Below are 14031 nucleotides of genomic sequence, written 5' to 3'. Positions count from 1 at the left end.
CATGACTCAGAAATACCTGGACACACTGACGGATGTACTTCCACCTACCAACCTTCCCGCGGTCGACGCGACGCCCGGTGGCGGAAGGCTGATTACGGCCGAATCGATGATCGGCCCGGTCTGCCTCGCGGACGAGATCTCGTCCGGATTCTTCAGCGACGCGGCGGACGGGGTGGATCTGCTCACCGAACTGGAGTCCGCCGGGCTCCGCGGACGCGGCGGCGCAGGATTCCCCGCCTACATCAAGTGGCGTGCGGTCGCTGCCGCGGCTGGCCAGAAGGTCGTCGTCGCCAACGGGCACGAGGGCGAGCCGGCATCGGAGAAGGACAAGTGGCTGCTCCTGCATCGCCCCTTCCTGGTACTCGCCGGGCTTATACGGGCGGCGGCAACGATCGGCGCCGCCCGGGCAATCGTCTATGTGTCCGACGCGCAAGCACTGCGCACCGTACGGGCATCGATCGACGCGGTCTACGCCTATGGCCTTGTCCCCCCGCAGCTTTCGCTCACCTACCATCAGGCCGAGCACACATACGTCGCGGGAGACGAGACAGCGGTCTGCCGATCCATCAACGGCGGCCTCGCCTTGCCGACCGCACGGCCACCGAGGCCGTGCGAGGCCGGCGTCGACGGTTTGCCGACACTGATCTCCAACGTCGAGACCCTCGCGGACGCCGAGTGGATCGCGGTCCACGGGAGCGGTGCTTTCCGCGCAACGGGCAGCGAGTCCTCCCCCGGAACCGCGTTGTTCACATTGCTCGGCGACATCGACCGACCAGGGATCTACGAAGCACCCCTTGGCATCTCACTACGGGACCTCATCGAGGCGGCCGGTGGTTCCACCGGCAATATCGGAACTCTCGTGATGGGCGGCTGGTTCGGCGGAATCATGATTGCCGAGCCAACCCTGAACTGCGACTACGACCGGGTCCGGGCCGCTGGAAGCGGGCTCGGATGTGCGTCGATCACGGTACTGAACGTCGAACGCAACACGATCGATATCGCGGCCAGGATCTCGCAGTGGTTCGAGGGGCAGTCCGCGCTGCAGTGCGGTGTCTGCAAGAACGGAACCAAGTCGATAGCCAAGACCCTCGCCGAGATCGCGGGGGGAAATCAATCACCCGAACTCACCGACAACCTCGAGCGGTGGGGCACGACCCTAATAGGTCGGGGCGCCTGCGCCTTCCTTGACGGCGCAGCCAGATTAGGCCGCACCGCAGCCCGACTCTCCCACACCACGCTGGACCTACCGACTCAGTCTGATTGGAGTACCGCAAATGAAGATGCAGGTTGATGCAACCAAATGTGAGGCGTTCGGCGCCTGCGCGGATCTGTGCCCGAGCCTGTTCATCCTCGACGAGTGGGGTTACGCGAGCGTGATTGGCGACGGCACCGTCCCCGACGGGGACGAGCAGGCCGCCGAGAACGCCCTCGCTGCCTGCCCAGAGATGGCGATCACCAAGGTCCACTGAATTCAGCGGCACGCAAAACCGACCATCACTAATCGAAACATAAGGGTATGCAATGGATTTGGGTCTGACAGGAAAGACCGCACTGGTGACGGCCGCATCGAGAGGCATTGGTCGGGCCGTCGCCGAGCGGCTCGCCGCCGAGGGCATGACAGTAGTCGCCACTTCGCGATCAGGGGACGGCACGGTCGAAACGGTCGCCGACGGCCGGATCGTCGCACAGTCGGTCGACCTCGGCGACCCGGACCGGACCGGCGCCCTGATCGACGATGTGGTGGCACAGTTTGGCGCCCTCGACACGCTGGTGATGAATACGCCGGGTCCGCCCATCAAGCCGGTGCTCGCAACTACCTGGGAGGACTGGGAAACCGCCCATGACACTTTGCTCCGCCCCGTGGTTCAGCTCGTCACCCGGGCAGCCGATGTCATGGCGGCGGGCAACGGCGGCACGATCATCCTGCTCACCTCGACCTGGGTCAAACAACCCAAGGAGGGAGGCGCACTGTCCGCAGCCTATCGCGCCGCGGCGGGCGCGATGCTCAAGACCCTTTCAAATGAGCTGGCGGCCAAGGGTGTTCGCATGCTGCAGGTGATGCCCGGCGCGACCGGAACCGACCGGATGACCAAAATCGTCGAAGCCAAGGCCAGTGCCAACGGCTCCACCGTTGCCGACGAGATCTCCAAGGTCGTCGCCGAGATCCCGCTCGGGCGCTGGGCCGAAGCCGACGAGATTGCGGACGTCGTCGCGTTTGCGGCCTCCGCGCGGTCCTCCTTCATGACCGGCTCCGCCATCACCGTCGACGGCGGCGCCGTCCGCACTGTCTTCTGAGAAAAGGAACCATACACATGAGCAAATCACTGATTGAAAACTTCGTCGACCAGTACCGACTGTGCGCGGTCAAGGAGAACGAGCTCGTCGGAGTCATCGCCGAACTGGGCCAGAAGGACGAATACGTCGAGGCCGCAGTGGCCGCGGCCCGTCAGCTGGGCGCAAGCGCCCTCGTGCTACACGCGTCCAGCCTGTCCAGCCCGATGTTGCCGCCGTACGCTCCGGACGGCCGTGAGGTGTCCGCACTTCTCGCCGCTGCGGGCGAATGCGATTTCGTAGTCGACGTCACCGTCGGCGGACTGATCCACTCCGACGTCCGCACCAGGATCACCGGCAACGGCAAACGAATGCTATTCGTCGCCGAGCCGGCCGATGTCCTCGAGCGCCTGATCGGCGACGGTGAACTTCGGGCCAGGGTAGAGGCCGGCGGACAATCCTTGCGCAAGGGCTCGACGCTGCGGGTGATCAGTTCCGCTGGAACAGATCTGACGGCCGACATCTCCGGCGAGGACCTGCCGATCACCCATCAATGGGGATATGTCGACGAACCTGGCCGCTGGGATCACTGGCCGAGCGGATTCGTAGCCTGCTTCCCTCGCGACCGAACCGCCGAGGGCACCATCGTGCTGCAGCCCGGCGACGCATTGATCCCGTGGCAACGTTACGTCCGCGACGAGGTCCGCATCGAGGTCGAGGCCGGGTATATCGTCAGCATCAAGGGTGGCGCGGATGCGGCCCTGCTCAATGACTACTTCCGGAGCTGGCAAGACCCCGAAGTATGGGCACTGAGCCACATGGGTTGGGGTCTGCTCGACCGTGCACGCTGGTCCGCGTTCGACGTCTACGATCCGCGCACCCTGTACGGCCAGGAGTTGCGATCCACAGCCGGAAACTTCATGTGGTCGACCGGCTCGAACCGCTTCGCGGACCGCGAGACACCCGCTCACCTCGACATTCCGATGCGCGGATGCACTGTCACCGTCGACGGCATCGAAGTCGTCTCCCACGGAACCCTCGTCTCCCACGGAACCCTCAAGGACAACTGACATGGACGGAACCACTCTCGAAACGGCGATCCTCACGCTCGCTCGCGACGACGCCCTGATGACCGAGGCCAAGCAAACTCCCGCGTCGGCCGCCGACAAACTCGGTCTGACCCCCGAATGGCTCAACATCATCCTCACCGGCCAGCGCGACCGGCTGCGATCGGCGGGAGTCAACGACGGTGTCACCATTCTGGTGAGCCGCTGGTTCAACGACAACGTCAACGATTCCGAGAGCAGCGGCGCGCTCCGGATCGACGAATCCGTCCCGCTGCCGGATCCCTCGATTCCGACCGGGCTCGTTTTTGCAGGCGGCTGCTCGCACGTGCCGGATCTCCTCGCCCGTCCGGAGATCGACCCGGTAGACGGCATCGGCCGCCTGTTGTCCGGGTACAGCGATCTCAAGGAGATCCTCACTGCCGCAAATCCCGACATCATCCTCGTCACCACCGACTGTCATTTCCAGAGCTTCGACACCTCGCACTTCGTGGTCGGCACCGCAGCCCAGCACGTCGGCTCCATGGAGTTCTTCAAGCGACCAGAACTGGACCTGGATCTGAAGGGTGCCCCGGAGTTCGCGGCCCTGATGGTCGAAGAGGTCCGAGCCGCCGGACTCGAAGTCGAACCGTCGCCGCGGGTGGATCTCGATCACGGTCTCGTCGTCCCCCTGCGACTGACCCTCCCGCACGGCGGGGTGCCGGTGATCCCGATCGTGACCCAGCCGCACCGCGCCTTCTCCCCGTATTCCGCACTACGATTCGGCCAGGCGTTGCGCGGCGCCATCGAGAAGTCCGGCAAGAGGATCGCGGTTCTCGCGACCGGCGGACTGTCGCATTGGTTAGATCCCGGCAAGTTCGGCGGCGTCGACGTCGAATTCGACACCTACATCCTCGATCTGCTCAAGGCGGGCCGAGGCCAGGATCTGGCGAACCTCGAGCCCTATCCACTGCTCGATCACGGCCAGTACGAGATCCAGAACTGGATAATCATGCTCGGTGTAGTAGGTCCGGCTGTACCCGCGGACGTCCTCGCATACGAGCCCATGGAGGCCTCCGGGGGCGGCTGGACCGTTGTGAATCTTCCCCTCACTCCACACTGAGAACAAGGAGCCGAATCGTTATGGCTGGAAACCGGGTACTGCGCATCGGGCTGACCCAATGGGATGCCTCGACACACATCGAACGCAACGTCAAATATGCCTGCAGTGCGATCACGTCGTGCGCCGAGGACGGTGCGGACGTTGTCCTGTTGCCCGAGAACGGATTGATGCTGGGCACCAACGCCGAGATGCGCGAGGCCGCGTTCACCCCCGACAGTGAATTGCTGCACAAGCTCGAGGAACACATCGCGAAATGTGGAGTTGTCACTGTGGTCGGCGGGTTGAAGTACCGGATCGGCGAGCACACCACCAACAGTGCGCTCGTGTATGGCGCGGACGGCACGCTGCGTGGCCGATACGACAAACTTCATCTGTTCGATGCGAACATCGGCGGCCAGTCGTTCGAGGCATCGACGGTTGAGGCACCCGGGGAACGCCTCACGATCCTCGAAGTCGCGGGGATCAAAATCGGCCTGCTCATCTGCTACGACATCCGCTTCCCCGAAGCATCGCGCAAACTTGCGGCAGCCGGTGCCGAGGTCCTGCTCTACCCAGCCGCCTTCCTGGAAAAGACCGGTTCTGCACACTGGCAGACCCTTCTGCAGTCACGCGCCATCGAGAACCTTGCATACGTGGTCGCGTCCACAACAGTTGCCTCGGACGACCCCTCCGTCGACCGCGGTTTCCGGACGTGGGGGCACGCGATGGCGGTAGGCCCGTGGGGTGAGGTCCTCGCGGACCTCGGCAGCGCACCGTATGCGACGCGGGTACTCGAACTGGACATGGCCGAAGTGGAGCGCACCCGAACGATCCTTCCCGTTCTCCACGGTGTCCGGCCCGCTCGCATCTACGACGCGACTCCCCTCTCGATCGCGGTCAGCTGAAAAGGAAAGGCGCACACTCATGCAATCCACACCTCCCCTTAACCGCGAAGAGGCCGACCACGTCCACGACGTCGATCCGGGCATCATCGAGACAGACCAATGGATCGGCATCGGCAACGAATTCGCCGGCGTGACGGTCCGCAAGGTCTGGACCCGCAACGGCGAGCGGCTCGAAGTCCGCATTCCCTTAAACGGGAAGCACATCCTCCTCGATCCGATGCAGCTCGAGGTAATCGCTGAGCAGAAGCCGCAGCTGTTCACCGACCTGATCAGGATCCGACTTGGATCCGAAGACGATGAGAGAACCGAGCCGCAATGACCAGCACGCGCAACGGGCAAACCGTCGATGTCGTCTATCAGATACTCAAGGACCGCATCGCGGACGGCACCTACGGACCGGGTATCCGGCTGCCGCAGATCCAGGTGGCGACGGACCTCAACGTCTCCCGCACGCCGCTTCGGGAAGCATTCCAACGGCTCGAACGGGAAGGGTTCGTCGTCTCGGAGGCCAATCGGAGTGTCGTGGTTGCGCCGTTGAGCGTCTCCGACGTCGAGGATTCCTACGCGGTGCGAATCCTCGTCGAACCCCACGCGTTGGCCTCGACGATCCCGCTGGTCACCGATGACGACATCGCCCGGATGGAGCGGGCGTTGTGGGAGATGAGCCGGGACAGTTTGAGCACCAAGGACTTCCAGTTCTGGCACAAGAAGTATCACAACGTGCTGCTCGAGAAGTATCCGCAGCCGTTCGGCGACCTCACGCGATCCCTGATCACGCACATCGACCGGCATCAGGCGGTGTATTTCACCCGGCCGCTGGCGTTGGAGGACGTGACCGAGGTCGACCGTATGTTCCTCGACGCCGTTCGACGTCACGACGTGGATTCTGCGCGGGCCCTGCTGCAGTTCCACCTGATCGACGCGGCACTCGGCATAGTGCGCACCTCCGCTCCTGAGCACACGTTCGTGCCCCTGCTCGCCGCGATCGAGGGCACCGGTTTCGAGTTCGCCGGCATCACGGACGGTCGTTGCCTGGACCGTCTGCATCTGCCCGTGTCGGATTCGCTTCCGCCCCTGCTCCATGGGCTGAGCACCACCAATGTCTTCGCCGGGTAGCCCTCGGCCTCCAGCAGATTCACCACCTCAAATGAAAGGCCCTCACATGAACGCAATTCGAGTCGGACTGGTCGTACCGAGTTCCAACACGACGATGGAGACCGAGATCCCGGCCATGCTGCACGCCCGGGAATCTGTGCTGCCGGAAAGGTTCACCTTCCATTCCTCCCGGATGCGGATGAAGCACGTCACTCCGGAAGAGCTCAAGGCGATGGACGACGACTCGTTGCGGTGTGCGGCCGAGCTCGCCGATGCACGGGTGAAAGTCCTCGCCTACGCCTGCCTGGTGGCGATCATGGCGCAGGGCAATGGATACCACTGCGTGTCGCAGGAGCGTTTGTCGAAGACCGTCGCGGCCGAGGGCGGTGGCGACGCCCCCGTGGTCACCTCGGCCGGCGCCCTGGTCAGCGCCCTTCATCACGTGGGCGCGAAGAAGATCGTGCTCGTCGCCCCGTATATGCGGGAACTGACCGACACCGTGATCTCGTACATCGAGAACGAAGGCATCAAAGTCATCGACTCAGTGGCGCTGGAGGAGCCCGACAACCTTAAGGTCGGCCTCCTCGACCCCGCAAACCTGCCCGGATACGTCAAGAACCTCAACACCGACGACGCGGACGCGATTGTCCTGAGCGCATGCGTGCAGATGCCCTCGCTGCCTGCCCTCGCCGAGGTGCAGCAGCAGTACGACATCCCGGTCCTGACGGCGGCGTCGGCCACGGTGTGGGAGATTCTCCGCAATCTGGGGCTCGACACCGTCGTCCCCGGCGCCGGAAAGCTCCTCAGCGGGGAGTAGTTGCCGTAAGCAGCCAGTCCAGCCCCGACACTGAAAGGACCCGTGTGTATTCCCATCTTGGTAGGCCAGGCCGCATCGCGCGCCGGCTCACCCGCAACCGGATCGTCAAGTCCCCTCAGATCAACTCCCCAGCCAACGCTGACGGCACGGTCACCGAGCGCACGGCCAACCACTACCGACGCCTCGGCGAAGCCAGGGTGATGTAGCGATGGGATCACTGGATGGACAGACCTGCATCATTGTCGGCGCTGCCGGCGGCATCGGTTCCGCGGTCGTCGCAAGGTTCCTGGCTGACGGCGCATCGGTGTTCGCCGTCGACATCGACCAGTGCCGCCTGGACCGTCTCGAGACCGCGTGCGGATCGGACAACCTGCAGGTCCACCGGTCCGACTGCCGCGACTGGCGGGCAGCGGTGGATACCGTATCGGTGGCCGCCGATCGCTTCGGACCTGTCGACGTGGTGGTGTCCTGCGCCGGCGTCTTCGACCAGGCCGTACCCATGATCGACATTCCCGGCGAGCTCCTCCATCAGGCTCTCACCGAGAGCGTTCGATCAAACGTCCTCGCCGAACTGCACCTGATCCGTGCGGCGCTACCGATGCTGGCCACCCGCGGCGGCCGAGTGGTCCTGACCGCATCGTTCGCGTCGAGCTCGCCCAGCGGCGGCGGGATCTTCTACACATGCGCCAAACATGCGCTGGCCGGCCTGGTCAAGCAGTTGGCGTACGAATTGGCGCCGCAGGTGCGGGTCAACGCCGTGGCTCCGGGAGTCGCCAACACCGTGATGACCGGCCTGTCCACCCTGGAACAGGGCCAGAAGGCAGCCGTCCTCGACGGAACGGAGACCGCGCTGCCTCTGGCAGTGATGCCGGATGCAGCGGATTACGGAGCCGTGTACTCGCTGCTGGCCAGCCCATCCGACTCCGCCGCCATCACCGGCTCGACCTTCGTCGTCGACTCCGGTCTTTCCATTCGTGGGCTCGGTCAGCCCGCAGGGAACACATTGTTCGAGAGATACCCAGAGTGACAACGATATTCGCCCGATCCGATCCCCAACACTGAGCTAGGGGCCCACAATGAAACCACCCGCGTTCGACTACGAAGCGCCCAGTTCGCTCGACCAAGTTCTCGATCTCCTCGCCGAAGCGCAGGACGGCGCCACACTGCTGGCCGGCGGCCAGAGCCTGATACCTCTGCTCAACATGCGGTTCGCACGGCCCGAACTGGTGATCGACATCAATCGGGTCGAGGGCCTCGACACCATCGCGATCTCGGATTCGGCGGTGTCCGTGGGCGCCACCGTCCGTCTGGCAACTCTCGAACACGATGACGGTGTCCGGGCGGCGCTCCCGGTGCTCGGTTCCGCGGCTTCGTATGTGGCGCATCCCCAAATTCGGGCTCGCACGACCGTGGGTGGCACCGTGAGCCACGCGGACCCCTCCGCCGAAATTCCCACCGTTGCGGTCGCGCTCGGCGCGACGATCCACCTGCGTTCGAAGGCTGGTTCGCGCGCCGTGCCGGCCGAGGACTTCTTCGAGTCTGTTTTCACCACCTCGAAGGAACCCGATGAAATCGTTGTGTCCGTCGACTTCCCCCTGCACCCCGGACTGACCTTCGTCTACGACGAGATCTCCCGCCGCCAGGGGGATTTCCCCTTCGCGGGTCTTTGCCTCGGCATCTCGGTCAAGGACGGCGTCGTTACCGCCGCGAGGGCTGCTGCCGCGGGCGTCTCGGAAGTGCCCCAACGTCTGTTCGGGTTGGAGAATGCCCTGACCGGGAGGGCGATTGCGGATGCAGTAGAACACGCCGCCGACGCGGCGTCGGCGGAGGTGAATCCGCCCACCGACATCCACGGAACCGCCGGCTTCCGCCGGGGACTCCTACGTTCACTCGTGCGACGAGTGCTGATCAAGCTCAACGAGGAGCAGTCATGACTGGACAAACGAAATCGATCACGTTGACGCTCAACGGCTCCGAATGCAGCGAGACCGTCCCGGTGCGGACGCTGCTCAGCGATTTCCTCCGGCACGATCAGGAGCTGACCGGCACCCACGTCGGGTGTGAGCAGGGTGTCTGCGGCGCCTGCACCATCCTGGTCGACGGCACTCCGGTGCGGTCGTGCCTGATGCTCGCCGTCCAGGCCGACGGTGCGACCGTCGAAACGGTCGAATCCCTCGCCACCGGTGACGAGCTGTCCTGTTTCCAAAAGGCGATGAAGTCAGAGCACGGCCTGCAGTGCGGGTTCTGCACGCCCGGGGTCCTGATGAGCGTCACCGCAGCGCAACGAGATGGCCGCACGGTCGAAGACACCGAGACCGAGGTCCTCGGCGGTCACATTTGCCGGTGCACCGGCTACGCGAGCATCCGCGCCGCGATCCGCAAGACATGGACGGAGGCCTCCGAATGACCACCACCGAAGCCGACAACAGCGCGGCCCTGATCGGCTCCCCCGTTCCCCGCGTCCAGGACGACCGCATGCTTCGCGGCCACGGCTGGTATGTCGACGACATCAAGGACGCCGGCACGTTGCATGCCGCGGTCCTCCGCAGCCCCATCGCAGCGGGGCGCCTGACGGAGTTCGACGCCGCCGAGGCTCAGAAGGATCCCGCAGTGATGCTGGTGCTCGGGCCGGACGATTTTGAGGCCGGCCTGCAGACGATTCCGGCGCCCTGGCTGATTCCCGGCCAGCAAGAGATCGACTTCGCCCTGTTCAGCCGCGTCATCCGGTACGTCGGCCAGCCGATCGCGGTGGTCGTCGCGCAGAGTCGGGCGGCGGCGGAAGATGCGATCGAATTGATCGACGTCACCTTCGACGAGTCGCTTGCGGTGGTCTCTATCGCTAACTCACGCGCGGAGGGCGCGCCCCTCGTCCACCCGGAACTCGGCTCCAACAGAGTCGGCCAGATCCATTTCGGCGACACCCTCGAAACGCTCGAAGGTGTGTTCGCTTCGGCGCACACCGTCATCGACCGCGAGTACACGGTGCCGCGGATCAGCCACAACTCGATGGAACCCCGCGGCATCGTCGCCGAGTGGACCCCGGCGGTCGGCCAGCTGACCGTCCACTCGAGCACCCAGGTCCCGCACCTGGTGCGCCAGGAAGTCGCGCGGGCGCTCAGCCTGCGCGCCGACCAGGTTCGCGTCGTCGCACCCGACGTCGGCGGCGCCTTCGGCCTCAAGACGCTCCTGTTCCCGGATGAGGCGATGGTCTGCCTGGCAGCCAAGACCATCGGCGCCCGCGTCAAGTGGATCGAAGACCGTGCCGAGGCGCTGGTGTCGAGCTACCAGGGCCGTGGCCAACTCGACCGTGCCCGCCTCGCGCTCGACGCCGACGGCACCTTCCTCGCGCTGCACGTTGATCTCCATGGTGACGTCGGCGCCTATTCCTGCACCGGCACCGGCGGCACCGGACCGTTCCAGGTATCCGGTCTGATGGTCGAGGGCCCGTACCGATACACCTCCGCCGCGGCTGCCACCGTCACCGCCTGGTACACCAATGCAGTGCCCACCGGCGCGTTCCGCGGCTACGGTATGCAGGAAGCCACCTACGTGCGCGAGCGGCTGATCGACGAGGCGGCCCGCGTGCTGGCCGTCGACCCCGTCGAACTGCGCCAGCGGAACATGATCACCTCGGCCGAACTGCCGGTCGTGACCCGGCTGCAGATGCCCTACGACACCGGCGACTACCCGCAGGCACTCCAGCGGGCGGCGGACATGTCCGCCGGCAAGAACCGCACCTCGACCGAACGCGTGCGCCGCGGCATCGGGTACTCCTCGATGACCGAGATCACCGGGTTCGCACCGACCGCCCTGTCCGAGATGTACGGAATCCATTGGAGCACCTGGGACTCGACCCGAGTCCGCGTCAACGAAGACGGTTCGGTCACCGTGTTCTCCGGCGTCACCTCGGTGGGGCAGGGCATCGAGACCGCTCTCGCCCAGATCGCGGCCGACACGCTTGGCGTCCCCATGCCTCTGATCTCCGTCCAGCTCGGCGACACGGCGGTCTCGCCGTACTCGAACATGGCATCTCAGGCGAGTCGGGCCGTCGCGGTCGGTGGCGCGGCGCTCCTCGGTGCGGCCGAACGCCTGAGCTGTCGCATGCAGACTCTCGCGGCGGCGGCGCTGAAGACCGAACCCGACCAGGTCACCTTCGACGGTCTGGTTTACACCACCGCCGATGGCGCACAGTCGATCTCGTGGGCGCAGGTCGCCCACCGCGGATGGATGGGCTGGGGACGAGGACCGACCGATCCGATCGCCCTCGAGGAAATTGGCGAATACGACCCCGCGAGCATCACCTACGGCTACGCCACCCATGCCGCGCAGGTCGCTGTCCACCTGGACACCGGAAAGGTCACCGTCGAGGCGTACTGGCTCGTTCACGATGCCGGAGTGCTGGTGAACCCCTTGATCGTCGAGGGCCAGATCGTCGGCGGGGTCGCGATGGGGTTTGGCGGCGCACTCCTCGAGGAGGTCGTCTACTCCGATACCGGCCAGCCTCTGACCACCACGTATCTCGACTACATTCTCCCTATGTCCGAGGACGTTCCGGACATCGAGATGGACCACATGGTTCACCCGAGTTCGTTCACACCGGGCGGGTTCAAGGGGGCAGGCGAGAGCGGCACCATTCCGACTCCCGCGGCCATCGCCAACGCGGTCGCTGCCGCGGTCCCAGAGATCGCCGAGGACCTCGTATTCCTGCCCATGTCCCCCACCCGGATCTGGACGCTCCTCGACAAGGCCGGACTCACCCGATGACCGGTTGCCCCATCCCGAAGCAACAAGGCGGAAAGCAATGATTTTCGAAAACAACTTCAATGTCCCCACCGAGATCGACGAGGCGTGGGCACTGCTGCTCGACGTCGAGCGCGTCGCGCCCTGCATGCCGGGGGCAACGCTCGATACCGTCGAGGGTGACGAGTTCACCGGCCGGATCCGCGTCAAGGTCGGTGCCATCCAGATGACCTACAAGATGAAGGGCCGCTTCGTCGAGCGCGACGAGGACAAGCGGCGGGTCGTCATCGAAGGCTCCGGCAAGGAAAACCGCGGGGCCGGGACCGTCAGCGCCACCATCACCCTGACCTTGACGCCGAACGGCGCGACCACGGACGCCCATGTAGCGACGGACCTCGCGATCACCGGGCGCCCCGCGCAGTTCGGTCGCGGTGTCATGGAGGACATCGGTACCAAGATCATCGGTCAGTTCGCCAAGAACCTGGCAGCTGAATTGGACAACACTCGGACCGAGCCGACCGCAGCCGAGGCCACAGCAACCACAACCACCTCTGCTGCCCCGACCACCGCCACCAAACTGGTCGAGAACGAGCCGCTGGACCTGGTGGGCGTCCTTGCCCCCAGCAAAGGCCGGATCATCGCGGTCGCTGCCGCGGCGGGGCTTTTGGCGGTGTTTGCAGCCATCTGGCTTCGCCGAGAGTCCAAGCGCAGCTAGGAAAGGACAGGCGGATGCGTGAGATTCTGCAGAAGGTCGCCGCATGGCACACGGCCGGAATGGACTGTGCCATCGCGACGATCATCAGCTCGACCGGGTCCATCCCGCGGCCCGTTGGCACCGTGATGGCGATCGCACGCGGCGGTGCGGTCGCCGGGAGCATCTCGGGCGGCTGCGTCGAAAGCGACATCGTCCACATCGCAGCGGAGGTGATGGATACCGGGGGAGCAACAATCCGCCGGTACTCCATCAGCGACGACGAAGCCGGGTCGATCGGGCTGATGTGCGGCGGGTCCATGGAGGTCCTCGTGCAACCGGCAGGTCCAGAGCATCTCCCCGGCATCGCCATGGTGCCGGGCGCGGTCGCGGCCGACCAGCCGTTGGCGACTGCGACGATCATCACCGATGGCGCCCATTTCAGCCGTTCGATGGTGGTGACCGGCAACTCGTGGGCCGGGTCCTGCGGTAATCCGCTCCTGGACGCGGCGGTCGTCGCGCAGGCCAGGCTTCACCTCGACGCTGGTGCCGTCACAACCGTGCGCATGGGCGAGACCGGCGATTGCGCGGAAGCCGATCTGTCGGTGATGATCTCCTCGATCGCCCGACCGCCGCGGATGCTCGTGTTCGGCGCGATCGACTTCGCACATGCACTCATCCGCGCCGCGAAGGTGCTCGGGTACTCGGTGACCCTGTGCGACGCGCGACCGGTGTTCACGACCAAGGAACGGTTCCCCGAGGCGGATGACGTGGTAGTGATGTGGCCGCACGACTATCTGAAGCAGACAACGATCACCGAATCCACCATGATCTGCGTGCTGACGCACGATCCCAAGTTCGACGTTCCCGTGCTCGAGGTCGCACTCCGATCGGATGCGGGCTACGTCGGGGCGATGGGCAGCAGACGCACCCACCTCGATCGACTGGAACGGCTCCGCTCCGCGGGCGTCACCGATTCCGAACTGGCCGGTCTGTCCTCACCTATCGGTCTGGATCTGGGGGCGGAAACCCCGCAAGAGACCGCGATTTCCATCCTTGCGGAGATCATCGCCCTGCGACGCAACGGCACGGGACGACGACTCGCCGAACTGGAGGGACCGATCCACCGGTCGGCGCCGGCGCCGTCTGATGATCACTCCCGGTTTCAGCGCGCCAGTTGAGCGATCCTGAGTCTGCCGTCCTCCGACAATGCAGGGTGGGTACCGCCTGGTCGCGAATTGAATCAATTGCATCGGTACGTTGCCGAGGTTGCTATACCGACACTGTTGACCGGACTCGCGCTACCCGGCCTGCTACCCCAACGCGACCTCAATGCTGTGCCACACGGGAGTCAACGGGGCATAGGC

16 protein-coding genes are annotated in these 14031 nt (G+C 65.1%); all 16 read left to right on the top strand.

The window, feature by feature from the left end; all coding sequences use genetic code 11:
* Position 1 precedes the first annotated feature (1 nt).
* From RG2_RS30735 to RG2_RS30665, 16 genes are read left to right on the top strand one after another with little or no spacing between them, the layout of a single operon-like run.
* Entirely contained in the window at positions 2-1291 is a 1290-nt protein-coding gene (locus RG2_RS30735; RefSeq protein WP_051730789.1) for an NADH-ubiquinone oxidoreductase-F iron-sulfur binding region domain-containing protein, read from the top strand.
* On the top strand, positions 1275-1469 hold the full coding sequence (locus RG2_RS30730) for a ferredoxin (protein ID WP_033237125.1): 195 nt from the start codon (positions 1275-1277) through the stop codon (positions 1467-1469). The genes RG2_RS30735 and RG2_RS30730 overlap by 17 nt, the downstream gene beginning before the upstream one ends.
* 52 nt (positions 1470-1521) lie before the next feature.
* Entirely contained in the window at positions 1522-2295 is a 774-nt protein-coding gene (locus tag RG2_RS30725) for an SDR family oxidoreductase (protein ID WP_033237126.1), read from the top strand.
* 17 nt (positions 2296-2312) lie between these two features.
* Positions 2313-3341 carry a 2,5-dihydroxypyridine 5,6-dioxygenase NicX family protein gene (locus RG2_RS30720; RefSeq protein WP_033237127.1) on the top strand — a complete coding sequence of 343 codons (1029 nt, stop codon included), beginning with the start codon at positions 2313-2315 and terminating at the stop codon, positions 3339-3341.
* Position 3342: 1 nt separating this feature from the next.
* Positions 3343-4437 carry a DODA-type extradiol aromatic ring-opening family dioxygenase gene (locus tag RG2_RS30715; protein ID WP_051730790.1) on the top strand — a complete coding sequence of 365 codons (1095 nt, stop codon included), beginning with the start codon at positions 3343-3345 and terminating at the stop codon, positions 4435-4437.
* A 20-nt stretch (positions 4438-4457) separates the two neighbouring features.
* A complete protein-coding gene (locus RG2_RS30710; RefSeq protein WP_033237128.1) occupies positions 4458-5321 on the top strand; it encodes a nitrilase-related carbon-nitrogen hydrolase in 864 nt (287 codons plus the stop codon).
* Positions 5322-5340: 19 nt separating this feature from the next.
* The gene (locus tag RG2_RS30705) at positions 5341-5640 is read left to right on the top strand and encodes a hypothetical protein (RefSeq protein ID WP_051730791.1); all 300 of its coding nucleotides are present in this window, start codon (positions 5341-5343) and stop codon (positions 5638-5640) included.
* On the top strand, positions 5637-6437 hold the full coding sequence (locus RG2_RS30700; protein ID WP_051730792.1) for a GntR family transcriptional regulator: 801 nt from the start codon (positions 5637-5639) through the stop codon (positions 6435-6437). Before RG2_RS30705 ends, RG2_RS30700 begins: the two co-directional genes overlap by 4 nt.
* A 46-nt stretch (positions 6438-6483) precedes the next feature.
* On the top strand, positions 6484-7233 hold the full coding sequence (locus RG2_RS30695) for a maleate cis-trans isomerase family protein (RefSeq protein ID WP_033237129.1): 750 nt from the start codon (positions 6484-6486) through the stop codon (positions 7231-7233).
* A gap of 44 nt (positions 7234-7277) precedes the next feature.
* Complete coding sequence (locus tag RG2_RS31995) at positions 7278-7439, top strand: hypothetical protein (protein ID WP_155276704.1); 162 nt, start codon at positions 7278-7280, stop codon at positions 7437-7439.
* Between the two features lie 2 nt (positions 7440-7441).
* On the top strand, positions 7442-8260 hold the full coding sequence (locus RG2_RS30690) for an SDR family oxidoreductase (protein WP_033237130.1): 819 nt from the start codon (positions 7442-7444) through the stop codon (positions 8258-8260).
* 49 nt (positions 8261-8309) lie between these two features.
* Entirely contained in the window at positions 8310-9167 is an 858-nt protein-coding gene (locus RG2_RS30685) for an FAD binding domain-containing protein (RefSeq protein ID WP_033237131.1), read from the top strand.
* Complete coding sequence (locus RG2_RS30680) at positions 9164-9640, top strand: (2Fe-2S)-binding protein (RefSeq protein ID WP_033237132.1); 477 nt, start codon at positions 9164-9166, stop codon at positions 9638-9640. Before RG2_RS30685 ends, RG2_RS30680 begins: the two co-directional genes overlap by 4 nt.
* Complete coding sequence (locus RG2_RS30675; RefSeq protein ID WP_072782894.1) at positions 9637-11997, top strand: xanthine dehydrogenase family protein molybdopterin-binding subunit; 2361 nt, start codon at positions 9637-9639, stop codon at positions 11995-11997. The genes RG2_RS30680 and RG2_RS30675 overlap by 4 nt, the downstream gene beginning before the upstream one ends.
* 37 nt (positions 11998-12034) lie before the next feature.
* Positions 12035-12688, top strand: coding sequence for an SRPBCC family protein (locus RG2_RS30670; protein WP_033237133.1), 654 nt, complete (start codon positions 12035-12037; stop codon positions 12686-12688).
* 14 nt (positions 12689-12702) lie between these two features.
* Entirely contained in the window at positions 12703-13845 is a 1143-nt protein-coding gene (locus tag RG2_RS30665) for an XdhC family protein (protein WP_033237134.1), read from the top strand.
* The last annotated feature ends 186 nt before the right edge of the window (positions 13846-14031 follow it).

This window comes from Rhodococcus globerulus NBRC 14531, assembly GCF_001894805.1.
Taxonomy (GTDB): Bacteria; Actinomycetota; Actinomycetes; order Mycobacteriales; family Mycobacteriaceae; genus Rhodococcus_F; species Rhodococcus_F globerula.
The sequence above is the reverse complement of the archived record's forward strand: the minus strand, read 5'-3'. Positions and strand labels throughout refer to the sequence as shown.